Source organism: Chryseobacterium sp. T16E-39 (genome assembly GCF_002216065.1).
Classification (GTDB): Bacteria; Bacteroidota; Bacteroidia; order Flavobacteriales; family Weeksellaceae; genus Chryseobacterium.
The window spans coordinates 635694-659820 of record NZ_CP022282.1 but is presented as its reverse complement, the minus strand read 5'-3'; the positions used below and the strand labels follow the sequence as shown (position 1 = coordinate 659820).

22 protein-coding genes are annotated in these 24127 nt (G+C 34.8%); 17 read left to right on the top strand and 5 right to left on the bottom strand.

Annotation, left to right across the window (positions count from 1 at the left end; genetic code table 11):
• Positions 1 to 103 precede the first annotated feature (103 nt).
• The 3 genes from CEY12_RS02745 to CEY12_RS02735 all read left to right on the top strand — a co-directional run bounded on the left by CEY12_RS02745 (position 104) and on the right by CEY12_RS02735 (position 4837).
• Positions 104 to 2599 (top strand): FtsK/SpoIIIE family DNA translocase, encoded by a 2496-nt coding sequence (locus CEY12_RS02745; RefSeq protein WP_089026233.1) that lies wholly within the window; start codon positions 104 to 106, stop codon positions 2597 to 2599.
• Between the two features lie 66 nt (positions 2600 to 2665).
• Positions 2666 to 3313, top strand: coding sequence for a LolA family protein (locus CEY12_RS02740; protein ID WP_089026232.1), 648 nt, complete (start codon positions 2666 to 2668; stop codon positions 3311 to 3313).
• 66 nt (positions 3314 to 3379) lie between these two features.
• A complete protein-coding gene (locus CEY12_RS02735; RefSeq protein WP_089026231.1) occupies positions 3380 to 4837 on the top strand; it encodes an LptF/LptG family permease in 1458 nt (485 codons plus the stop codon).
• A gap of 205 nt (positions 4838 to 5042) precedes the next feature.
• On the opposite strand, the gene frr is transcribed toward CEY12_RS02735, so the two are convergent.
• Together frr and pyrH are read right to left on the bottom strand one after the other, a co-directional pair.
• A complete protein-coding gene (gene frr / locus CEY12_RS02730; RefSeq protein WP_089026230.1) occupies positions 5043 to 5597 on the bottom strand; it encodes a ribosome recycling factor in 555 nt (184 codons plus the stop codon).
• A 124-nt stretch (positions 5598 to 5721) separates the two neighbouring features.
• The gene (gene pyrH, locus CEY12_RS02725; RefSeq protein WP_089026229.1) at positions 5722 to 6429 is read right to left on the bottom strand and encodes a UMP kinase; all 708 of its coding nucleotides are present in this window, start codon (positions 6427 to 6429) and stop codon (positions 5722 to 5724) included.
• Between the two features lie 167 nt (positions 6430 to 6596).
• Here pyrH and porQ point away from each other — a divergent pair, with 167 nt between their 5' ends.
• The 5 genes from porQ to CEY12_RS02700 all read left to right on the top strand — a co-directional run bounded on the left by porQ (position 6597) and on the right by CEY12_RS02700 (position 9658).
• On the top strand, positions 6597 to 7586 hold the full coding sequence (porQ, locus tag CEY12_RS02720) for a type IX secretion system protein PorQ (protein WP_089026228.1): 990 nt from the start codon (positions 6597 to 6599) through the stop codon (positions 7584 to 7586).
• A 64-nt stretch (positions 7587 to 7650) separates the two neighbouring features.
• Complete coding sequence (gene cmk / locus CEY12_RS02715; protein ID WP_089026227.1) at positions 7651 to 8325, top strand: (d)CMP kinase; 675 nt, start codon at positions 7651 to 7653, stop codon at positions 8323 to 8325.
• 95 nt (positions 8326 to 8420) lie between these two features.
• Entirely contained in the window at positions 8421 to 8768 is a 348-nt protein-coding gene (locus CEY12_RS02710; RefSeq protein ID WP_089026226.1) for a YtxH domain-containing protein, read from the top strand.
• 80 nt (positions 8769 to 8848) lie between these two features.
• Positions 8849 to 9157 carry a phage holin family protein gene (locus CEY12_RS02705; RefSeq protein WP_089026225.1) on the top strand — a complete coding sequence of 103 codons (309 nt, stop codon included), beginning with the start codon at positions 8849 to 8851 and terminating at the stop codon, positions 9155 to 9157.
• Between the two features lie 3 nt (positions 9158 to 9160).
• The gene (locus CEY12_RS02700) at positions 9161 to 9658 is read left to right on the top strand and encodes a phosphoribosyl-ATP pyrophosphatase (RefSeq protein WP_089026224.1); all 498 of its coding nucleotides are present in this window, start codon (positions 9161 to 9163) and stop codon (positions 9656 to 9658) included.
• Between the two features lie 25 nt (positions 9659 to 9683).
• Here CEY12_RS02700 and CEY12_RS02695 read toward each other — a convergent pair whose 3' ends face one another.
• Positions 9684 to 10415 (bottom strand): TrmH family RNA methyltransferase, encoded by a 732-nt coding sequence (locus tag CEY12_RS02695; RefSeq protein ID WP_089026223.1) that lies wholly within the window; start codon positions 10413 to 10415, stop codon positions 9684 to 9686.
• Here CEY12_RS02695 and CEY12_RS02690 point away from each other — a divergent pair.
• Positions 10401 to 13013, top strand: coding sequence for a BamA/TamA family outer membrane protein (locus CEY12_RS02690; protein ID WP_089026222.1), 2613 nt, complete (start codon positions 10401 to 10403; stop codon positions 13011 to 13013). The two genes, CEY12_RS02695 and CEY12_RS02690, sit on opposite strands and share 15 nt — an antisense overlap.
• On the opposite strand, the gene CEY12_RS02685 is transcribed toward CEY12_RS02690, so the two are convergent.
• Together CEY12_RS02685 and CEY12_RS02680 are read right to left on the bottom strand one after the other, a co-directional pair.
• Positions 13010 to 13609 (bottom strand): vancomycin high temperature exclusion protein, encoded by a 600-nt coding sequence (locus CEY12_RS02685; RefSeq protein ID WP_410493966.1) that lies wholly within the window; start codon positions 13607 to 13609, stop codon positions 13010 to 13012. The two genes, CEY12_RS02690 and CEY12_RS02685, sit on opposite strands and share 4 nt — an antisense overlap.
• 14 nt (positions 13610 to 13623) lie before the next feature.
• Complete coding sequence (locus tag CEY12_RS02680; RefSeq protein WP_089026220.1) at positions 13624 to 14748, bottom strand: ferredoxin--NADP reductase; 1125 nt, start codon at positions 14746 to 14748, stop codon at positions 13624 to 13626.
• A 29-nt stretch (positions 14749 to 14777) separates the two neighbouring features.
• On the opposite strand from CEY12_RS02680, the gene CEY12_RS02675 reads away from it, so the two are divergent.
• The 8 genes from CEY12_RS02675 (at position 14778) to CEY12_RS02640 (ending at position 24056) form a co-directional block, all read left to right on the top strand.
• The gene (locus CEY12_RS02675) at positions 14778 to 15341 is read left to right on the top strand and encodes a TlpA family protein disulfide reductase (RefSeq protein WP_089026219.1); all 564 of its coding nucleotides are present in this window, start codon (positions 14778 to 14780) and stop codon (positions 15339 to 15341) included.
• Positions 15342 to 15367: 26 nt separating this feature from the next.
• On the top strand, positions 15368 to 16339 hold the full coding sequence (locus CEY12_RS02670; protein ID WP_089026218.1) for a FecCD family ABC transporter permease: 972 nt from the start codon (positions 15368 to 15370) through the stop codon (positions 16337 to 16339).
• 176 nt (positions 16340 to 16515) lie between these two features.
• Complete coding sequence (locus tag CEY12_RS02665) at positions 16516 to 17439, top strand: ABC transporter ATP-binding protein (protein WP_089026217.1); 924 nt, start codon at positions 16516 to 16518, stop codon at positions 17437 to 17439.
• A 166-nt stretch (positions 17440 to 17605) separates the two neighbouring features.
• Positions 17606 to 18055, top strand: coding sequence for a MarR family winged helix-turn-helix transcriptional regulator (locus tag CEY12_RS02660; RefSeq protein ID WP_089029762.1), 450 nt, complete (start codon positions 17606 to 17608; stop codon positions 18053 to 18055).
• Positions 18056 to 18115: 60 nt separating this feature from the next.
• Positions 18116 to 20521 carry a 3-hydroxyacyl-CoA dehydrogenase/enoyl-CoA hydratase family protein gene (locus tag CEY12_RS02655; protein WP_089026216.1) on the top strand — a complete coding sequence of 802 codons (2406 nt, stop codon included), beginning with the start codon at positions 18116 to 18118 and terminating at the stop codon, positions 20519 to 20521.
• 52 nt (positions 20522 to 20573) lie between these two features.
• Positions 20574 to 20936 carry a four helix bundle protein gene (locus tag CEY12_RS02650; protein ID WP_089026215.1) on the top strand — a complete coding sequence of 121 codons (363 nt, stop codon included), beginning with the start codon at positions 20574 to 20576 and terminating at the stop codon, positions 20934 to 20936.
• A 46-nt stretch (positions 20937 to 20982) separates the two neighbouring features.
• The gene (locus CEY12_RS02645) at positions 20983 to 22161 is read left to right on the top strand and encodes a thiolase family protein (protein ID WP_089026214.1); all 1179 of its coding nucleotides are present in this window, start codon (positions 20983 to 20985) and stop codon (positions 22159 to 22161) included.
• A gap of 113 nt (positions 22162 to 22274) precedes the next feature.
• Complete coding sequence (locus CEY12_RS02640) at positions 22275 to 24056, top strand: acyl-CoA dehydrogenase family protein (protein ID WP_089026213.1); 1782 nt, start codon at positions 22275 to 22277, stop codon at positions 24054 to 24056.
• Positions 24057 to 24127: the final 71 nt, after the last annotated feature.

Below are 24127 nucleotides of genomic sequence, written 5' to 3'. Positions count from 1 at the left end.
TAGCTTATAAAAACACTTATTTTAATTAAAGCTAATTTTGAAAAGTTAGTTAAAAAATATTCTTTAGTATTGAAAAAACACTAAATTTGCCCTCATTGACATTATGGACAAAAAGACACAAACAAAGCAGCAAGACATATCTGAAAAAGGCAAAATCCTATCTAAACCCCGTATATTTTTCGGGCTTACTTTCATCCTTTTTTCCGTCGTCCTGATTTTCTCTTTCATTTCTTATCTGATGAACTGGAAAGCAGACCAAAGCCAGGCGGGTACGATGTTGGACAAAAGTATTCAATCCTCTAATATTTTTGGCAAGGTTGGTGACTGGCTTGGAAACATCTTTATATTTGAAAGTATAGGTGTTGCTTCTTTTATTATTGCATTTCTATTCCTGGTTGTTGGAACATTGATCTTAAAAAAGAAAATATTTAAGCCTTGGAAAACCATTGGTCACTCTTTGTTTTTCATTTGCTGGGTTCCCATTTTTATGGGAGCTGTTACAAAAGGTCAAGGTGTTTTAGGAGGAGTTTATGGCTACCAAATTATGGACTCTCTTAATGCAATCATTGGAACGGTTGGTCTTTGGCTCGTATTGGCTTCAAGTATAGCTTTGTATTTTATCCTTGAATTCAATCTGCGCCCAAGTTCTATCAAGGCTAAATTGAATAACATCAATGAAAATACCATTGGAAAAGTAAAATCGATGATGCCTAGTTCAGATGAGAATTTTGAATCTGACGAAGAACTGGAGGCGGAGGAACATGAAGATCATCCAAATATTTCGGTTACTGATACAACCGAACCTGTTAAAGCCCCTAAAGGTTTTCCTGAAGTTCCTGTATCATCAAATCTGGAAACAATTACAACTCCAAATCATACGTCATTTGAAGATAGTGAAGAAAATAAATCAATCAATCTAAATCTTAATACTAAGCCTACGATTCCGGTATCAACGCCAGAACAGGCTTTTGATCTGACTCCATCTACTCCTCCACAGGGAGACATTAAATTTAATGTGGAGATCGCTCCGGTTATTGATGTTTTAGACGACACTGAAAAAAAATCTCAGGAGCTTATTGAGAAACATGGTCTTTATGATCATAAGCTTGATCTTGCCAATTTCCAGATGCCGACGGTGGAATTATTAAAAGACTATGGAAATGAAGAAATTTCCATTAACAAAGAGGAATTAGAAGAAAATAAAAATAAAATTGTTGGACTTTTAAAGAACTTTAATGTTGGGATTGCTGAAATTAAAGCGACTATCGGACCCACAGTTACGTTGTATGAAATTGTACCTGAAGCAGGGATCAGAGTATCGGCAATTAAGAAGTTGCAGGATGATATTGCCTTAAATCTTTCCGCATTAGGGATCAGAATTATTGCTCCTATGCCAGGAAAAGGGACTATTGGAATTGAAGTTCCAAGAAAAAACCCTACTATGGTTTCTATGCGTTCTGTAATTGCTTCTCACAAGTTCCAGAATACCGATATGGATCTGCCTGTAGTTTTCGGAAAAACCATTTCCAATGAAATCTTCATGGCTGATTTATCTAAAATGCCACACCTACTAATGGCTGGTGCAACAGGACAAGGTAAATCAGTAGGTATTAATGCTATCCTCACTTCCCTCTTATACAAAAAACATCCAAGCGAATTGAAATTCGTAATGGTGGATCCTAAAAAAGTAGAGCTTTCTTTGTATTCAAAGATTGAAAGACACTACCTGGCTAAACTTCCCGATACGGATGATGCTATCATAACTGATACTAATAAAGTGATCAATACTCTGAATTCTCTTTGTATTGAAATGGACAACAGATATGATTTACTAAAAAATGCTTTCTGTAAGAATTTAAAAGAATACAACAAAAAATTTGTTGAAAGAAAATTAAATCCTGAAAATGGACATCGCTATTTACCATACATCGTTTTGGTCGTTGATGAGTTTGCTGATTTAATTATGACTGCAGGAAAAGAAGTGGAATTACCAATTGCAAGACTGGCCCAGCTGGCAAGAGCAGTAGGAATTCACCTAATTGTGGCGACACAAAGACCTTCCGTTAATGTAATTACAGGGATGATCAAAGCCAACTTCCCTGCAAGAGCAGCATTCAGGGTTATATCAAGTGTCGATTCCAGAACGATTTTGGATTCTACGGGTGCAGATCAATTGATTGGTAAAGGGGATATGCTTTACTTTAATGGAAATGAAATTTTAAGACTGCAATGTGCATTTGTAGACACTCCGGAAGTGGAAAGAGTTGCAGAGTTTATTGGAGAACAAAAAGGATATGCTTCAGCATTTCTCCTTCCTGAATATACTTCTGAAGATTCTACAAGTACGGTAGGCTCATTCGATCCTAATGAAAAGGATGCCCTATTTGAAGAAGCTGCAAGAATTATAGTTTCTACACAGCAAGGTTCTACTTCAATGCTTCAGAGACAGCTTAAATTAGGATACAACAGAGCAGGAAGAATTATGGATCAATTGGAAGCAAGTGGTATTGTAGGTGGATTTAACGGAGCAAAAGCAAGAGAGGTGATCATCAGTGATCTTCATTCTTTGGAACAGTTTTTGGAAGACCTGCGTAAATAAAGGAAAACATTCATGGTGTTTAACTTTTTAACTAAGGAAATGTCTAAAGATTATTAAAATAAAAAAATGAAAAATATTATTTCGAAAATTATATTAGGAGGATTTGTAGTGGGAGCAGTAGGATTATCCAATGCTCAAAAAATAGATGCAAAGGCAAAAAAGATATTGGATGATATCACGGCAAATTATAACTCTAAAAAGAATACCTATTTTAAATTTTCTTTTGGAAGTGGCGTAAATGGGCAGGTTGCTAAAACAGAACCTGGAATCTATTACTCTTCGGGAGATAAATATAAATTGAAAATCATGGATACTGAACAGATTTTCGATGGAAGTAAGATTTATAACATTAATGCTGATGATATGGAAGTAACGATTGCCAAACCAAACGGAAGCGGCACCATGTTCTCCCCTATCAATTATCTTTCTACTTATAGAAATGATTATAATGTAGCATATGGTGGTAAGAAAACAGTGAATGGTGTAAGTGCAGATCTTATTAAACTTACTCCTGTAAAGCCTAACGGATTGAGCTACGTTTATCTGTTTGTGGATTCTGCAAAAAAACAAATGGTAAAATTAGAACAGCATGGAAGTAACAAAGATGTTGCTGTAATTGCCATTAAAGAATACAAAGAGAATCAGGAATTAGATCCTAATATGTTTGTTTTTGATAGAAATAAATTTAAAAATTACGTTGTTACAGAACTGTAATATTAAAAAGTAATAAATTATAAAGTCACAAAGTAAACTTTGTGGCTTTTTCATTAATTTTGGCGAATGTTAAAAATACTAGACCGATATATCATAAAAACCTTTTTCGGACCATTTTTCTTTATATTCAGTGTATTGTTTTTCATATTTATTGTAAACATTATCTGGGTTCAATTAGGGCAATTTATGGGAAAGGGATTAAGCTACTGGCAAATCCTTAAACTTCTTTTTTATCTCGGAGTAAGCGTTATAAGTATGGTACTTCCGCTTACCATTCTTTTGGCGAGTATCATGTCCTTTGGTGAATTCGGGGAACGGTATGAGCTTGCCGCCATGAAGGCTGCAGGGATCTCTTTAACCAGAGTAATGGTTCCTCTTCTTGGTGTAACGACCCTTCTCTCAATAATGCTTTTCTTTTTCTCTAATAATATCATTCCTGATTTCCAGAGAAAAGCAAAGAATATGCTTTTCAATATTGCACAAACAAAGCCTGCACTGAACTTTACCCCAGGTCAGTTTATCGATCAGATTCCTGGATATATGGTAAAGTTTGACAAAATTTATGGGGATAATGGAGAAAATATTGAAGGTGTTTTTGTCCACAGAAAAGCAAGCACATTTGAAAATCAACAGTCTATTGTTGCGGAAAAAGGGAAATTTATCCCTGCTGCCAATAAAAACTATTTGAAACTTGTTTTATACAACGGATATGTATTTGAAGATAATTTTGCAGGTAAGGGCGAAAATGTAAGGTTAAAACAGCCCGATCAGGCGATTAAATTTGACACCTTAGTTTCTCACTTTGATATCAGTGAAATCATCAACAAAGCAATTGAAGAAGAGCAGATTACAGATGATTACCGTTTCCAGACTTTTAATCAGCTTAATAAAACAATTGATCTCAATAAAAAAGATAACGAAAGATTCTTTTCAACCATCACAGATGATGTTTTAAACCAGACGAATTCCGCAGTGAATTACATGGATAAAAACAACAAAAAGAAATCCCCTGTTAAGCAACAGCTCAAACTGGATACCGTAAAAGGAAATAAAAAAATGGAGATCATTTATAATGCTTATACAAGACTGGAAAATTTAAAATCTACCCTTGATGGAAAAGCTAATGATTTCAGGCCTAACGTTAAGTATTTTAGCAAAGTGGTTATTTATCAGCAAAGAATACTCTCCTATTCGTTTACCTGTATCATATTCTTTCTTATTGGTGCGAGTTTAGGATCCATTATCCGAAAAGGAGGAATGGGTGTTCCTGTAATCATTGCGATCGTTATATTCATCGTTTTCTACGTAATCAATGTTGGAATGGAAAACTTAGCCTGGGCAGGAACTTTAAACCCTTATTTAGCTGCCTGGCTTCCCAATATTATACTTTTCCCGTTTGGAGTCATTATGACCTATAAAGCACTTACAGATTCTCAATTATTTGATGCTGAAAAGTATAAAGCATTCCTCAAACCAATTACCAAATATTTCACTAAAAATAAAGAACATAAAAGATATCAATAATAAAAAGACCTGGAATTATCCGGGTCTTTTTTTGTCATTCAAATGATCTTTTCATATGATGAATTATTCAAGATTAGCATTTCTAAAATAGAAGATACTTTCCCCTCTTTTGCTATCATTAGAAGATGTTATTCAATCTAAAAATAGAGATAAAAAAAATAGGCTTCTTTTATGAAGCCTATTTTTATATGTAAAAAACTGAAAATTACACTTTCATAATTTCAGCTTCTTTTGTCTTAAGATGCTCATCACAAGATTTTACATATTTATCTGTAAGTGCCTGGATATCTTCTTCAATTCCTTTTACAACATCTTCAGAAATACCGTCAAGTCTTTTAAGCTCTTTCAAACCCTCTTGTCTTGCATTTCTTACTACGATCTTTGTCTGTTCAGTTTCTCCTTTAGCCTGCTTTGCCAAATCTCTTCTTCTTTCCTCTGTTAAAGGCGGAACATTCAAAATAATATTTTCTCCGTTGTTAGAAGGGGCAAAACCTAAATTAGAATTAATAATAGCTTTTTCAATAGCACCAATAGCTGTTCTGTCCCAAGGTTGAATAGAAATCGTCATTGCATCCGGAACTGAAACGTTAGCAACCTGGTTGATAGGAGTTGGAGCTCCATAATATTCCACCATTACATCCTGAACCATTGAAGTAGAAGCACGTCCTGCTCTGATTCTTTGAAATGCATGCTCCAAATGTTTAAGTGCTGCGTCCATGTCCTGATTTACAGTCTCTACTATAAGATCTAATTCTTCCATTATATATCTAAAATTTGATAAGTTACACAAAATTATAAATGATGATTGATAAGTTTATAAATGATAACTAAAATAGTAATTAATAATCTTTACATACTTTAATTACCACTTGTTTATTACCCGATTATAAATCAACTAAAGTACCTACATTTTCTCCGTCTACAATTTTTACCAAATTACCGTCTTTATTCATATCAAACACGATAATAGGTAATTTATTTTCATGACTTAAAGTAAATGCAGTCATATCCATTACTTTAAGGTTTTTTTCAAAAACTTCATCGAAAGATAAAGAATTATATTTTACGGCATCTGCATTTTTTTCCGGATCACTGTCATAAATTCCATCCACTCGGGTTCCTTTTAAAATAACATCAGCACCAATTTCTATTGCTCTTAATGTTGCAGCAGTGTCGGTTGTAAAATAAGGATTTCCTGTTCCAGCTCCAAAAATAACTACTCTTCCTTTTTCCAAATGTCTTACAGCACGTCTTTTAATAAAAGGTTCTGCCACTTTATCCATTTCAATAGCGGATTGAAGTCTCGTTTTAATTCCTGCATCTTCCAATGCCCCCTGTAGAGCCATTCCGTTGATCACTGTAGCCAGCATTCCCATATAATCACCCTGAACTCTGTCCATTCCTTTTGCAGCACCCGCTACTCCACGGAATATATTTCCTCCTCCAATTACAATGGCAACTTCACAGCCTTTATCTACTACTTTCTTTATTTCAGTAGCATACTCCTGTAACCTGTCATTGTCAATACCGTATTGTCTGTTCCCCATTAAGGCTTCACCACTAAGTTTTAGAAGGATTCTTTTATATTTCATCTTTAATTTTTATAACTTTTTTAATAGGGCTTATTTCCCTGAAATTTGATTTTGCAAATATAATCATTAAAAATATTGGAGAAAGAAAAATATTTACCTGTAAATAATGTTAGAAATATTTTGACAACTACAAAAAAGGATTATTTTTGCAATAATTATAAATTGAATTGAAGAAAATTATCATTCTTTCATTATTTCTGTCAGGAATTGTTTCTTATGCACAAACGGGAACAAATGTTTATCCTTTCTTAAACATTCCCGTATCTGCCAGACAGGCTGCATTAGGTGGCGATGCAATTACTATAAGAGATTATGATGTTTCCTTTGCTATAGCAAACCCGGCTTTACTTAATAAAGATTCAGACAAACAGCTTTCTGTGAATGGAGCTGCCTATCTGGCAGATTCTAAATATGGAACCATAGCCTTTGCTAAGGATTTTGATAACGGCCATATGGCAACGATCAATGCCCGGTACATGAGCTATGGCGATATTCCGAGAACAGATGAAAGTGGTTTCGAAAACGGACAGTTTAAAGCATCAGATGTTGCTGTCGGAGCGGGCTATGCCTATCAGTTTGAAGAAGACTGGACCATTGGAGGGGGAATTAATTTTATCACTTCAAAAATTGATACTTATACTTCTTCTGCTATTTCCGGTACTGCAGGAATTACCTATCATAATAAAAAGAATAAAGAAGTTCTTTCTATCGTTGCCAGAAATTTCGGATATCAATTTAAATCCTTTAATGGAACAAGAGAGAACCTACCCTTCCGAATTGATTTAGGATATACAAGAATTTTAAAAGCAATTCCTCTTGCGATTACCATTACAGCACATGACTTACAACAATTTGATATCTCTTCCCCGTTTAATGTAGATGGGCAGGAGGTTAATGTAGGGAGGAAAATTGCAGATCACTTCTCTATCGGAGCCGAATTGTTTCCTGAAAAGAACTTTAATATCAGATTGGGGTATAATGTAAAACGAGGAAATGAACTTGCTGTAGCAGATCAACGAAACTTTTCAGGTTTATCTGGAGGATTTGGAATCAAAATTTCAAAATTCCGTATAGACTATGCTCATGTAAGATATCATAACTCATCCAATGTGAATCAAATAGGGATCTCCATGGACCTTAGCGGACATCGTTATTAAATTTTTTTCAATATTTACTTTTCCATTTCATTGATTTTTTAAAAAAAATCTTGAACTTTGCAGTATGAAAAAACCTGTAATAGCTATCGATGGATACTCGTCTACCGGAAAAAGTTCAATATCAAAGGTGATCGCTGATAAATTGGGACTTATTCATCTAGATACCGGAGCGCTTTATAGAGGAGTTACCTGGTTTGCCTTACAAAACTGTATGGACAATAATGGTTCTATTAACCTGAACCAACTTTTCTCATCATTGGATAAGATTCAGCTTGAATTTAAAAATGATGAAGGAGAACTTGTTCTTTATCTCAATCACAACGATATTTCAAAGGAGATTCGCAGTAATGAAGTTTCCGATAATGTGAGCCTGGTTGCCAAACAGAAAGAAGTGAGGGATTTTTTATTGCAGTCTCAACGTTCTTTGGCAGAAAAAGGCGGTATCATAATGGATGGGCGTGACATCGGAACCGTTGTCCTTCCCAATGCGGATTTTAAATTCTTCCTAACTGCAAGTATTGATGAAAGAACCAAAAGAAGATATAATGAACTTTTAAGTCTGAATATCGAGGCTAATGAGCGGCAGGTAAAAGAAAATCTTATTGAAAGGGATAAAATTGACAGCGAAAGAGAAATTGCTCCATTAAAGCAAGCCGAAGACGCTATTGTCATTGATAATACGAACCTTTCTAAAAAAGAAACAATCGAAGCTATATTGGCCTATATCCAAAAGATTTAACAATTTTTAATAGGAACAAAGCCCCATTTGGTATATTAATTGTAATATTTAACACAGTAAAAACTAATATTATTAACTATTAAAAAAACGTAAAAATGTCTAGAAAAGGAAACAATACAGCAGGTATATTAGCAGGACTTCTTGCAGGAGCAGCAGCAGGTGTAGTACTTGGAATGCTTTATGCGCCAGAAGAAGGAAAAGAAACTAGAAAAAAGATCAAAACAAAAGCTAATGATCTTAAAGATCAGGCTAAAACCAAATACGGTGAAGTTTCTGAAAAAGTAAAAGACCAGTACGGTAATATATCTTCTACATTCAAAGAAACAGCAAATAGCGTTGCTCATACCGTAAAAGATGGATACGATAAATATAAAGATCAGATTGTTTCTAAAACTACTGAAGTAGTAAAAGATGTAGAAGCAGAATTAAATGATCTTAAATAGTAATAATTTCAATTAATTTTAAATTATGAAAAGGACTTTTTGCATTAAAGTCCTTTTTTTGTAACTTTAAAAAAAAACAGATGATAGAAACTATTAAAGAATATGCATCTAAGAGAATAGATCTGCTTAAAATAGAAGCTACCGAAAAGTCATCACTGTCCGCAGGTATGATTACCTATCTGGTTGTACTACTCGTTGCTTTCGCATTTTTCATTATTCTTTTCAACTTTGGAATAGCATTTCTTATAGGCAAAGCATTAGACAACTATTCTTATGGTTTTTTAATTGTTGCTGCGTTTTATTTATTGGTAATGATTCTTGTTATTGTGTTTAAAAAACGAATTGTAAACTCCGTGGCAGATCAGGTTATTAAATTTTTAAATCATTAAACTATGAGCAGAAACTATGAGAGTTTAAAAGAGTTAAGGATAAAAAAGAAATTATTGAAGGAGGAACTTAATGATCTCGAAAACCTTCTTACCTTTAAAAATACAAAAGAAAGCTTAAGTGCATTTACCAACGGTTTAACGGACCAATACCTACAGGAAAAAGTAGACGCAGATGGTGATGAAAAAATAGTCCTGAGAAAAGATGTCATCGCAAAACAGCTGACTTCCGAAGTCAAAGACATGCTCATTAGCAAAAATACTGCAATGGGAATTGCAAGTTCTGCATTATCCGGAAATGCTTTAGACAGTATTGTCAGATTAGGGACTACAGCCTTGGTAGGAAACTATGCAAAGAAAAATATGCGCAGTTCCAGCTGGAAGAAAAAACTGCTGGGTGCAGCAATGATTTATCTTGCTCCAATTGCTTTAAAGTTTGTAAGAAAGAAGCTTGAAAGCTATCAAAAGAATAAAAGTGTATCCAGTATGGAACAACTTATATAAATTTAAAACCGCGTTTCAGCGGTTTTTATTTTTCTGAGGAAAACAGCTGCCCTAATATTATTCCTGCCGCCATTGAAACATTAAGGCTCTCTGTAGACTGCGACTTTCCGAACCTTGGGATACTTAAACTTTTATGGAGTAACTTTTCCGTTTCTGCTCTCATCCCATTTCCTTCGTTCCCTAAAATCAAATTTAGTTTTTCAGGTTTCTGAAATTGGTATATATTTTCTCCCTCCATATCGGTTCCAATATTTATATTCTCCGTTTTCGAAAGATAATCAACCAGATCACAGTATATCATATTAACTCTTGTGAATGATCCCATACTGGCCTGAATCACCTTCGGATTATAGAAGTCAACAGTATCTTCGCTGCAGATGATCTGCTCTATCCCAAACCAATCAGCTAAACGGATGATCGTTCCTAAATTACCCGGATCCTGAATCCCATCCAGTACAAGCTGAATACTTTGATCTTCCACCCTTTTTTCAGGTTCTATATAACAAACGGCAACAGAATCTTTTGGTGTTTTTAGAAAACTAATTTTTTTTAACTCATTTTCAGATATATGAGTTATGGGTACCCCGGAAAAATCCAACTTCTGTGGATCTATGGATAATATTTCTTTAATTTTAAAGTTAGAATTGGGAAGTTCACAAATGATTTTATTACCTTCAACCAAAAACAAATTGTATTTTTGCCTGAACTTCTTTTTATCTAAAGACTGTAAAATTTTTATTGTATGAGCTGTAAGCATTATAAGAATTCTCCTCAAAAATATTATAAAATTATATCATTTGCAACATTTGTCACTCTTCTTTATGCTTGTAGTACGACAAAAAAAGTTCCAGATGGGGAATATTTGCTTACAGAGAACAAATTTAACTTTGAAGATAAAAAACAGCCTTTTGATAGTGAACTGAAAGGCTACGTTCAACAAAAACCCAATAAGAAACAGTTTCTTTTTATGCCATTGGGGTTACTGCTTTATAATGCAGCTAATCCAAAGTACGATACAATTCTGAACGAATATATGACGTACCCCAGTGAAATGCGAACTCAAAAATTAAGAGATTCTCTTTTCATCAAGTATAATATGAAGAGCAGTGTAGGAAAAAGTCTTTTGTTGGATAGGCTGTATCATAATTGGGGCTCCCCTCCGGTTATTCTGGATCAAACGAAAGCAGAAAAAGGAGCTGAATCAATTAATAAAAGATTAACCTACAGAGGATATTGGGATTCAGAAGTTAAGTTTAAAACAAAAATTGATTCCGCAGCAAAAAAAGCGGCTGTTACGTATTTTATTAAGCATAACGATCCTACTTATATTAAAGAATATTACTACAATATTCCGGATCCTGTTATCCATAACCTTTATCAGCAAAAAATCCAGGGAACTCTTATAAGATCCGGACAGGTACTGGATCAGACGATTCTCGAAAAGGAAGTGACAAGGATCAATGAGTTTATGAAAGACTACGGCTATTATAAATTTAATAATCTTAATGATGAGATTTATTTTGTTGCTGATTCATTAAAAAGCAGAAAACAAGTCCCACTGACATTAGAAATCCATAAGGATTCCATCAACAGTCCTTATAAGGTAGCTACCATAGGTAATATAGATGTTGCTATTGTAAATGAAGCAGGTCAATATCATAAAAACACCAAGAAAGATAGCTTAAGAGGAATACGGTTTCATAAAATTAATGATAAGTATACCACACGTTCAATATGGAGAAATATTATTGTCGGGAACAAGCAGGTTTATGACCAGAAGAAACTCGATCTTACAAAAAGGAATATTTTATCCATGAACAACTTCAGTATTCTGAAGGCTAAAGACTCTTTAAGACAAGGCGGGGAGCATTCTCCCAACGATAGTATTGTTGATGTTTTATATATATTAAAGCCACTTCCAAAATATGAACTCAAGGTAGGAACGGATGTTAATTATTCCCAGCTGTTAAATCTTGGGATTTCACCCTCTGTGGATCTTACTACAAGAAATATTTTTAAAGGAGCTGAAAACCTTTCTACAAGTCTTGCAGGAACATTTGGTTCGATTAGAGATCCAAAGGATCTCAGCAAGCGGATTTTAGCCTATGAATTATCTGCACAGGCTTCTTTGAATTTCCCAAGACTTCTGCTTCCTTTTGATTATTATAAATTGATTCCTAAAAGATACAGTCCTACTTCTTCAATTGTTTTAGGAGCAGCAATCCAAAACAATATTGGTTTAGGAAGAGTCAATTTTAACACGGGGCTTAATTATCTTGCAACAGTAAATGACAGAGTGTCTCACAGGCTTACACTCTTTAATACACAGTTGAGTTTAACAAAGAATAAATCAGCCTATTACAGCTATTTCACCAGTGATGAAGAAGTAAGAAAAGAAATATTTGACAGCTATTTTCAAAGTGGTCAGGTAGGTCAGGATACTGAAACTAAGTTTTTGGCCGGGCAACTCACCATCGATGAAGTTTCAAAACAGATTGTAACTGATGAGGCGTACCTCAATAATCTTGATCAAAAAGGAGCTGATCTTTTTACAGCCTTCACAGGAACATTAATTAATAAAGACAGACAAACTCAGGATGTTCTTATTTCTTCTATGATTTATAATTATGTATATAATGAGATCGGAAAAAAAGAATATCCCAACGCATTTTATTTTAATGGAAAAGTAGAATTGGCAGGTAATATACTCAGTATATTTAACCAAAGAAGAGATGATGGCGGAGGAGTTGTAACGAGCCCGCAAAGGACTATTTTTGGAGTACCATATGCTCAGTTTGTAAAATTTGACTTTGATATCAGAAAATATTTTAAATTCAATGGTAATCAAACCCTGGTTCTCCGCCAGTTTATTGGATTAGGAATTCCTTATGGAAATTCAAGTTCTATGCCGGTTATCAGGTCTTATTTTAATGGGGGATCCAATGATATCAGAGCTTGGGTAGCTTTCGGAGGTTTAGGTCCGTCAGACTCTCAGGTTGATGAAAGGGTTCGAACCTATATGACTGACAATTTAAAACTGACAACAAATATAGAATACCGTTTGCCTTTCAGTGATATGTATGAGGGTGCACTCTTTACGGATATAGGTAACACATGGAGTCTTAGGAACGGAAATACAGGATATGGTGATGAATTTAAACTCAATAAATTTCTAGGCCAAGTAGGTATAGGTAGTGGATTCGGATTAAGGGTCAATGTGGCGTATATTACTTTAAGACTTGATTTTGCCTATAAAATTTATGATCCTAACAAACCTAATGGTGACCGATGGAGATTTAAAGATTTTCAGCCGTTTAAGCCTACTTTAAACGTCGCCTTTGGTTATCCTTTTTAATCGGGAGAAATGCCCAACAGGAAATAGGCTACAGCGATCATTCTGGCAAATATTTCTCTAAATTGATTTCTGTAGTAACTTTCAGGTTTGCTCACATCCTGTGCATCAAAACCCAGCGCGTTCATATTGTTATTTCTTGCAAAAAAAAGAGCGCGCAGATTATGGAATCCCTGGGAGACAATAATCACATTATCTTCTTTATATACATCTTTACAACGTAAAATACTTTTATAGGTATTAAAACCTTTGGGATCTTCTATGATAATTTCTTCAGGTACACCTTCCTGATAAATCAGATAGTTTTTCATGGCTTCGGGTTCGTTATAACCCTTGCTTTTTTCACCACTTACAATTATTTTTTTGATTTTCCCGTGATGATAAAGTAATGCCGTCGCATCCATTCTTTTGGTGAAATAGGGATTGGACAATCCTGACCGCATTTTTGGAGAAGTTCCTAAAACCAAGGCCACCTCACGGGGTGGTATTTTTGAAATTTTAGTATAAGTTCTTCCATTGGTGAGTGCAAAAACCCAAGCATTAGCAAGGCATAACACTAGAATTCCAATTTCCAGTGATGCTACAATAAAGCTAAATATGTTTCTTACAACTCTCAAATGAGATCAAAGTTAAGCTTTATTTTCTTAGTTTTAGCTATAGACATACATGCTAATATTTTTCCCTGCAATTCTTCTTTTTCAGTCAAATATTCATTTTCCAACAATTCAACCTGCCCTTCCTCCAGATAACATTCACAGCTTCCGCAAATTCCCGATTTACAGGAATAGGGAACAGAGAATTTCTGAGCCAATAGTTGCTGGAGAATCTTTTCTCTATTGTCAGGAAGCTCTGTATGATAACTTTGTCCTAACATCTTAAAGTCTATTTCCACATTTTCAATTAATGGAAATTCTTTTTCTATTGGATAAATATCATCATTAAACGCTTCAAAAAGTTCAAAATGGATATTCTTTTTCGGAATCCCGTGATGATAACATGCATTTGCAAGGGTCTTGATCATTTCTCCTTTTCCGCAGATCAGAACCCCATCTACAGCATCCCAAATGGTAGACTCTTCATCTGTATCATCCAGATGTAAAATCTGATTGATAATCAAATTTAATTTTTTTGCATCCAGTCTTCCGTAGAAAAATTGATCCGGTGTTTTTTCCTGCGAAAAAAAATAAAACAGCTGTAATCTATCGCCGTAAGTTCGGGCCAGATTATCCAGCACATCTCTATAAATTAATTCTTCGGAATTTTTGTTTCCGAAAAATAAAAACAATCTGGTCCTTGGTTCATTATGCAGAATATTTTTAAAATGGCTCAAAATAGGAGTTATACCAATACCTGCAGCAAATGCAATAATAGTTCTGAATTCACTCGGTTTAGAAACCAAAGTAAATCTTCCGGCCGGCTCACTTACTAATAAATGATCTCCTTCATTATAGTTTTTAAATAGCTCGGAAGGCGTTCCCTCAGAAGAATTAATCTTTATTCCTAAACTTATTTTTTTCTCAAAGGGAGCAGATGTCATGGAATAATCATTAATGACTTCTTTTCCATGAGATTGAAATTTAATGCTTACAAATTGCCCTGCTTCAAATGTAAAATTTTCCTCTAAACTCTCTGGAATCTCGAACTCCAGAGAAAAAGTATTTTTGGTTAGTTCTTCCTTTTTCGCTATTTTTAACCAATGAAACTGTGTAAGTTTCCCTTTATAGATTTGTTGTTCCATACTTCAAATTCAAAAATACTAAAATAATTATGAAGAAGATCATTTTATCAACCCTTGTTATCATAACACTTGCCAGCTGCAAAAAGGAAAATCAGACGGCAACTGATACTGCAGTCCCTAAAGACTCGGTTGCTGTTACCAGTGCCCCTGAATCTGACAAAACAGCATATGCTTTCAAAGAGGTTTCTCCAGAGAATATGGGAGATTATCTGGCTAAAGATAATGACACTTTGTATGTCACCAATTTCTTTGCAACATGGTGTGGACCATGTATTCAGGAAATCCCACATTTCAAGAAAAAGATGCAGGAGTTGAAAGGAAAGCCCGTTAAATTTACTTTCGTGAATTTAGATAACAAATCAGAATGGAATAAAGCAGTCAAGCAATTCGCATCTGAAAATGGACTGACGGAAAATATCATTTTATTGGATGGTCAAAAGCTGGATCAGAATTTTTATCCAAAAAATTTCAAGCAATGGGATGGCGGATCTATCCCCTTTACTCATATGAGAAAAGGAGCTAAAACTGATGAATATTTGGGAATGATGAGTGAAGAACTTTTAAATTCTAAGATCAATTCATTTTTAAAATAAAAACCTCACAGAATTATTTCTGAGTAATGTCAAAAAAATTTAAAATCCTGTGTTCACTATTTGTAATCGCAATTATTCTTACCGCGATTATTAATATGAATACAGGATTTTTAAGCTTAGAGCTTCAAGACTTTTTTAATGATTCCCCCAACAATCAAATTGCAGATATCCGGATTAACAGGGTTTTAGTAATGCTTTTAGCGGGAGTTTCCATTCCTACTTCTGGTTTCCTCATGCAGGAATATTTTCAAAATCCATTAGCAGGGCCAGATATATTGGGAATAACTTCTGTTGCAAGTTTATCGGTTTCATTTTATATTTTCTTTTCACACGATTTTCTCCTACCCGATTTTCTGCAAAATAGTTTTTTAAGCTTATCAGCGATTACGGGAAGCTTATTGTTAATGTTGATTCTTTTATCTATTTCCAATAAATTTCAGGATAAATCCTATCTGATCATCTTTGGCTTTCTTGTTTCCGCTTTAGCGGGAGCTATTGTATCTTTGCTTCAGCTGTATGCAGAAAATCAAAATTTAAAAAATTATATACTATGGTCCTTCGGAGCCAATAATATGGTTACCCGAAATCAGATTTTGGTATTATTTGTTCTGGTTCTAGCTGGATTATTCATGTCATTTAAGACGATTAAGCCGCTTATAGGAAACTCATTGGGCCATTCGTATGCACAAAGCTTGGGAGTCAATTTAAATCATTTGAAACTGTTCATAATCGTAGCATCTTCTCTCCTGTCAGCTTCTATTACAGCATTTTTAGGACCTATATTGTTTATAGGAATTATTGTACCCCACTTTTGCAGATTAATTTATAACCCGGCAAAGCTTTGGCAGCAATGGGTATTAAACATGATGTTAGGAATGTTAATGATGCTTCTATTTTCAATTGTCGCGGAAAAAAGTCAGATTCCTTTGAATGTGATAAGCTCCATCTTTGGAATTCCTGTGATTCTGGTAATGCTTTTGAAACAGCATAAAGTTTAAGATATAATTTAATTAAAGAAGAATAGTAAAGGGTTTACAATGTAATAAATACTATGAAAATACGGGTTAGATTCCCACGGAATGACAAATATCACAATAACCACTATCACTTGTCATTCTGAAAGAATCTCAGATAAATAAATTTGTAATATCAAAATTGAGATCAATAATATAATATGCACCTACAAATCAAGCAAGCCAACATAGGATATAATACAACCCTAATTTCAAATGCCAATGCCAATTTGAAGCTAGGTGATGTGTGCTTGCTGATTGGAAACAATGGTGTAGGAAAAACCACTCTGATCAAATCTATTCTTCATCAGGTTCCTTTACTGGGTGGAGAAATTCTGTTACATAATAAAAACATTAAAAATCTTTCCGTTAAGGAGATTGCAGAAAATATCGCTATTGTATTTTCAAAAGCTGTTATTCCTCAAAATTATACGGTTGAAGATCTTATTTCTTTAGGCAAGTACATTTACTATCCTTATTATTTTGAATTAAAAAAAGAAGATCGTCAGGAAGTTTCACGGACTATAAGTGAACTGGCTCTAGATCAATATAAACATGTCCTTCTTAAAAACCTTTCAGACGGTAATCTTCAAAAAGCATTTATAGGTAGAGCTTTAACCCAAAATTCTCCGGTTATTATTTTAGATGAACCCACCACTCATCTTGACGAAAAAAATAAGATTATCATCCTTAAAACGCTCCGTAAACTGGCAAAAGAGCAAAATAAGCTTATTTTATTTTCTTCCCACGACTGGCGATTGGCAAAAGAATTTGCAGATAAAATCTGGTATGTAAAAGACAATCAGCTCTATTCCGGAATTGTGGAAGATGTACTTCTCCAGCATGAAGAACTAGTCAACGTTTCTTTATTTCAGGTAAATGAAAGTTTTGTAGCTCCGGAAATTTCAGCACCCCCTATCCATAAGGAAATGCTGTATTCACTTCTTCAAAAAAACTTTCAAAAAGACCTGTCTGCCTTTCTATTTGAGTTTCAGAACAACATTTGGTTAATTTCTCATCGCAACATCAAACAACAATGCGAATCATTCGAAGAAATTATAGATTTCATCAGAAACATTCATTAATACTCATTTTTCTTTAGATATTTCACATACTATGCATGCATAGTATTATGCTTGTCATACAATTTAATCCATTCACCATCAGATTGTTAACAAATTTTAACGTTAATAAATACTATGCATGCATAATATTTACTAAATTTGATAAAAACCTATTACCACAAAAATGATGGATAATAACAAGGAAAAAATAGAAAACGTAGATCTGGTGTTAAAACAAACCTGGCTTGCCGTGTCAAAAATGTACACAGAGCTTGCTCAGGAGCACGATTCTACAGCTGTTCAAGCACTCACCCTTCTTAAAATAGATCCCAAAGAAGGGACAAGAAGTACCAATCTAGGACCAAAAATGGCCATTGAACCTACCTCTTTAACAAGAATTATAAAACTGCTGGAAGATAACGGTTATATCTATAAGGAAAAGACAACGACTGATAAAAGAGAAGTTATCATAAAACTTACTGATAAAGGACTAAACTCCAGAAATATTTCAAAAGAAGTAGTCGTGAGCTTTAACAAAAGGGTCATGGAAAAAATTGCTCCTGAAAAAATGGAAACCTTTAAAGAGGTCATGCATGAAATCATGAAGATTGCAAACGACCTGAACAACAGAAAATAAATTAAAATGGAACCTTTCGGTTCCATGTGACCCAAAAAATAAATAATAAATAGTTTACAGATGAAAAGAAGAATCAAACACGTAACGGTTCTTGGTTCAGGAATCATGGGAAGCGGTATTGCGGCTCACTTCGCCAATATTGGTGTAGAAGTTTTGCTTTTAGATATTGTTCCTTTTGAACTGACTGAAACAGAGCAAAAAAAAGGTTTGACAAAGGATGATAAAGCAGTAAGAAACAGAATTGCTGCAGAAAACTTTGAAAAACTGAAAAAGGCGAGTCCAGCTCTACTCTATTCTCCCAAATTTGCAGATAGAATTAAGGTTGGAAACTTTGATGATGATTTACAGAAAATAAAAAATACAGACTGGATTATTGAGGTGGTGGTTGAAAGACTTGACATCAAGAAATCAGTTTACGAAAAAATTGAACAATTCAGGAAGCCGGGAACACTCATTTCTTCTAATACATCTGGAATTCCTATTCATTTATTAATTGAAGGAAGAAGCGAAGATTTCAAAAAATACTTTGCAGGAACCCATTTCTTCAACCCTGTAAGATACCTTCCTCTTTTAGAAGTTATTCCTACAAATGACAGTGATCCTGAAGTCGTAGATTTCTATATGAACTATGGAGCTAAATTTTTAGGAAAGACAACTGTTTTAGCAAAAGATACCCCAGCATTTATCGCCAACAGAATCGGAGTTTTCTCGATGATGGATCTCCTTCATAATGTTCAGAAATTAGGTCTCACTGTTTCTGATGTAGATAAATTAACAGGTCCGGTAATTGGCCGACCAAAATCTGCAACCTTCAGAACAGCTGATGTTGTAGGTCTGGATACTTTGGTTATGGTGGCTAATGGTGTTCGTCAGAGCGGTGCTGAAGCCAATAACTTTAATGATGTTTTTGCTTTGCCAGACTATATCCAGAAAATGATGGATAATAAATGGTTAGGTTCTAAAACTCAACAAGGATTCTATAAAAAGGTGAAAAGTGCAGATGGAAAATCTGAAATTCACGGATTAAATCTTGATACTTTAGAATATGAGCTTCAGGGCAAATCTTCTTTCCCTACCCTTGAACTAACAAAAGCCATTGATAAACCAATCGACAGATTTAAAGTTCTGATCGGTGGAAAAGATAAAGCAGGAGAATTATACAGAAAATCTTTAGGCGCATTATTCGCTTATGTTTCTCATAAAGTTCCTGAAATTTCTGATGACATCTATAAAATTGATGATGCGATGAGAGCCGGTTTCGGATGGGAAAACGGACCTTTTGAAATTTGGGATGCTGTAGGTATTCAAAAAGGTGTGGAATTAGCAAAAGATACAGGATATGAAGTTTCTGACTGGGCTAAAGCTTTAGCAGAAAAAGGAGGAACTTTCTATAAAGTAAATGATGAAGGACAAAGCATTTACTATGACAAAAACTCAGGAAATTATAATAACATTCCTGGACAGGATGCATTCATTATTTTAGATAACATCAGAAAGAACAAAACACTTTGGAGTAATTCCGGAGCTGCTATTGAAGATCTAGGAGACGGAATCATCAACTTTGAAATCCGTTCAAAAATGAACTCTCTGGGTGGCGAAGTTCTTGATGGATTAAACAGAGCCATCGATCTAGCTGAAAAAGAATACGACGGACTTGTTATCGGAAACCAGGGAACTAACTTCTCTGTTGGAGCTAATTTAGCTATGATCCTCATGATGGCGATTGAGCAGGATTGGGATGATCTGAATATGGCAATCGCTTACTTCCAGAAATCAATGATGAGAGTACGCTACTCTTCAATTCCAGTAGTCGTTGCTCCTCACGGAATGACTCTTGGTGGTGGTTGCGAAATGACCATGCATGCAGACCGTGTAGTTGCTGCCGCTGAAACTTACATAGGATTGGTAGAAACCGGAGTTGGTGTAATTCCTGGTGGTGGTGGTACTAAAGAATTAACTTTAAGAACTTCCAGAGAATTCCATGCTGATGATGTTAAAAATAACAGACTCCGTGAAGCATTCATGAATATCGCTATGGGTAAAGTGGCAACATCTGCTTACGAAGCCTATGATATGGGAATCCTTGAAAAAGGAAAAGATATCGTTTCCGTGAGTAAAAACAGACAAATTGCTGAAGCTAAAAAAATTGCAAAATTATTGGCAGAACAAGGATATACCCAACCCATTGAACAGAAAGTAAAAGTTTTAGGAAAAGACGCACTAGGAATGTTCTATGTAGGAACAGATCAGATGCTTACCGGGAAATTTATTTCTGAACACGACAAGAAAATTGCAGACAAGTTAGCCAACGTAATGGTCGGTGGAAATCTTTCTGAACCAACCATAGTTACGGAGCAATACTTATTGAACCTTGAAAGAGAAACTTTCTTACAGCTTTGTGGAGAGAGAAAGACTTTGGAGAGAATCCAGTATATGTTACAGAATGGAAAACCGCTTAGGAATTAGACTTGAGACTATAAGACTTGAGACTAAGAGATAAAATAAATCTGATTAAATCATGCACAATATTAAAAAATTGAAAATCTGGAATGAATCAATTAATTTGTGTGTTGATGTCTATAAAGCATTAGCTAATATGCCAAATGATGAGAAATATGGACTTTCTTCACAAATTAAAAGAGCCGCAGTCTCAATTTCCTCCAATATAGCAGAAGGAGCTGGAAGAGAAAGAGAAAAAGAATTTTATTATTTTTTAAATATTGCATATGGTTCATCTTATGAACTTCAAACTCAACTAATACTTTGTGAAAAATTGAGTTTTATTTCTGAGGAAACAAATCAATCCTTACAATGTAAGCTTGATGAAGTTCAAAAAATGATTTATGTTTTTAAAGAAAATATTAATAAAAAAATTATTTAAACAGACAAGAATCTCATATCTCTTGTCTAAAAATCTCTAATCTAAAATGAAACAAGCATATATAATAAAAGGATACAGAACAGCAGTAGGAAAAGCTCCTAAAGGCTCCCTTCGTTTTACAAGACCCGATGTCATGGCGGCTACCGTTATTGAAAAATTAATGGCCGAGCTTCCACAATTGGATAAAAACAGGATTGACGATCTTATCGTAGGAAATGCAATGCCTGAAGCTGAGCAAGGTCTAAACGTTGCGCGTTTGATCTCTTTGATGGGATTGAATACGGACAAAGTTCCAGGGGTAACAGTAAACAGATATTGTGCATCAGGAAGTGAGGCTATAGCTATCGCTTCTGCTAAAATCCAGGCGGGAATGGCCGATTGTATTATCGCAGGAGGAACAGAATCGATGTCTTACATCCCAATGGGAGGTTATAAACCAGTTCCTGAAACAGATATTGCCAAAACAAACCCCGATTATTATTGGGGAATGGGTTACACGGCAGAAGAAGTTGCAAAACAATATAATATTTCAAGAGAAGAACAGGATCAGTTTGCTTTTGAATCTCATATGAAAGCTTTAAAAGCAAATGCTGAAGGCAAATTTGCGAACCAGATTGTTTCTCTTCCTGTTGAATATAATTTCCTGGATGAAAATCAGAAAATGCAGACTAAAAAGTTTGACTTCTCTGTGGATGAAGGTCCAAGAAAAGATACTTCTTTAGAAGGGTTAGCTAAATTAAGACCTGTATTTGCAAATGGAGGAAGCGTAACAGCTGGAAATTCATCTCAGATGAGTGACGGAGCAGCCTTTGTAATCGTCATGAGTGAAGAAATGGTAAAAGAATTAGGTTTAGAGCCTGAAGCAAGATTAGTTGCTTATGCTGCAGCAGGTCTTGAGCCAAGAATTATGGGTATGGGTCCTATCTACGCAATTCCAAAAGCCCTTAAACAAGCAGGTTTAGAATTAAAAGATATCGAATTAATCGAATTAAACGAAGCTTTCGCATCACAGTCTGTTGCGATCAAAAAAGAGCTTGGTTTAAATCCTGATATCCTGAATGTAAACGGAGGTGCAATTGCTCTTGGTCACCCACTGGGATGTACCGGAACCAAATTAACCGTTCAGCTCCTTGACGAAATGAGAAAACGCGGAAACAAATATGGAATGGTTTCTATGTGCGTAGGTACAGGCCAGGGAGCAGCATCGATCTTTGAATTACTTTAAAAATGTATTCAGGTATCTATGTACAATGTATTCATTATAATATGCATTAAAATCATAAATACATTGTACTTAAATACTTTAGTACAAACAATTAATCTTAAAAAACAAAAACAATGAGTGATACACTTAATAAAACATTAAAAGGCGGTGAATTCTTAATTAAAGAAATTCCTGCTCATGAGATCTTCTCTTTAGAAGAACTTTCAGAGGAGCAAAAAATGCTTCGTGATTCTGCGAAAGAATTTATTGACAGAGAGGTAATTCCTCAAAAAGAAAGATTTGAGAAAAAGGATTATGCTTTAACTGAAGAGAAAATGCGCCAGTTAGGGGAAATGGGACTTTTAGGAGTTGCTGTTCCTGAAGAATATGGTGGTCTTGGAATGGGCTTTGTGAATACGATGCTGGCTTGTGATTATTGCTCAGGGGCTAATGGATCTTTAGCAACTGCTTATGGAGCACATACAGGTATCGGAACGCTTCCTATCCTATTGTACGGAACTGAGGAACAAAAGAAAAAATATCTTCCGGATTTGGCTACTGGGACAAAGTTTGGGGCATATTGCCTTACTGAACCGGATGCAGGTTCTGATGCAAACTCTGGGAAAACAAGAGCTAAACTTTCTGAGGATGGAAAACATTATATCATCAATGGACAGAAAATGTGGATTTCCAATGCAGGCTTTGCAGAGATTTTCATTGTTTTTGCTAAAATTGATGATAATAAAAACATTACAGGTTTCATCGTAGAAAAAGAAGGAACAACAGGCCTTACTTTTGGTGAGGAAGAACATAAATTAGGAATCCGTTCGTCTTCTACAAGACAGGTTTTCTTTAATGATATGAAAGTTCCGGTTGAAAACCTTTTAGGTGAAAGAAACAACGGTTTCAAAATCGCTTTAAATGCTTTGAATGTTGGAAGAATTAAATTAGCTGCTGCTAATCTTGATGGGCAAAGAAGAATCCTAAACCACTCTCTTCAGTATTCAAACGAAAGAAAACAGTTTGGCGTTTCTATTTCTACTTTTGGAGCTATCAGAAAGAAATTAGCAGAAATGGCAACTGGAATTTTCGTTGCTGAAGCTGGTTCTTACAGAGCGGCAAAAGATGTTGAAGATAAAATTAATGAATTGGTTGCCGGTGGAATGAATCACCAACAGGCAGAATTAAAAGGTGTTGAAGAATTTGCTGTTGAAGCTTCTATTTTGAAAGTTTTTGTTTCAGATCTGACACAGCATACAGCTGATGAAGGAATTCAGGTGTACGGAGGTATGGGATTCTCTGAAGACATGCCAATGGAAGCAGCCTGGAGAGATTCAAGAATTGCAAGGATTTATGAAGGAACTAATGAAATCAATAGATTATTAGCCGTAGGAATGTTGATTAAAAGAGCGATGAAAGGAGAATTGGATCTATTATCTCCTGCAATGGCAATCAGCAAAGAATTAATGGGTATTCCTTCATTTGAAGTTCCTGATTATTCTGCATTCATGAGTGAAGAAAAAGCAATTATTGCCAATCTTAAAAAAGTATTTTTAATGGTTTCCGGGGCTGCCCTTCAAAAATTCATGATGGATATTGAGAAGCAACAACACTTATTGTTAAATGCTTCTGAGATCCTTAATCAGATCTACATGGCAGAATCTACGATATTAAGAGCGGAGAAAAATTTCTCACCTGATTCAGTAGAAGCGGCTATGGCTCAGCTTAACCTATACAAGGCAGTTGAAAAAATCATCGTAGCGGCTAAAGAAGGAATTATTTCTTTTGCTGAAGGTGACGAACAAAGAATGATGCTTTCTGGATTAAGAAGGTTCACAAAGTATACCAATAATCCTAATGTAGTAGCTTTAACTGAAAAAGTTGCCGCTCACTATATTGCTAAAGGAGCTTATTAGTCTTTTATAAATAATTTGATTTTAAAGCATCTCAAAAATGAGATGCTTTTTTATTTTGTAATTTTTTTCTA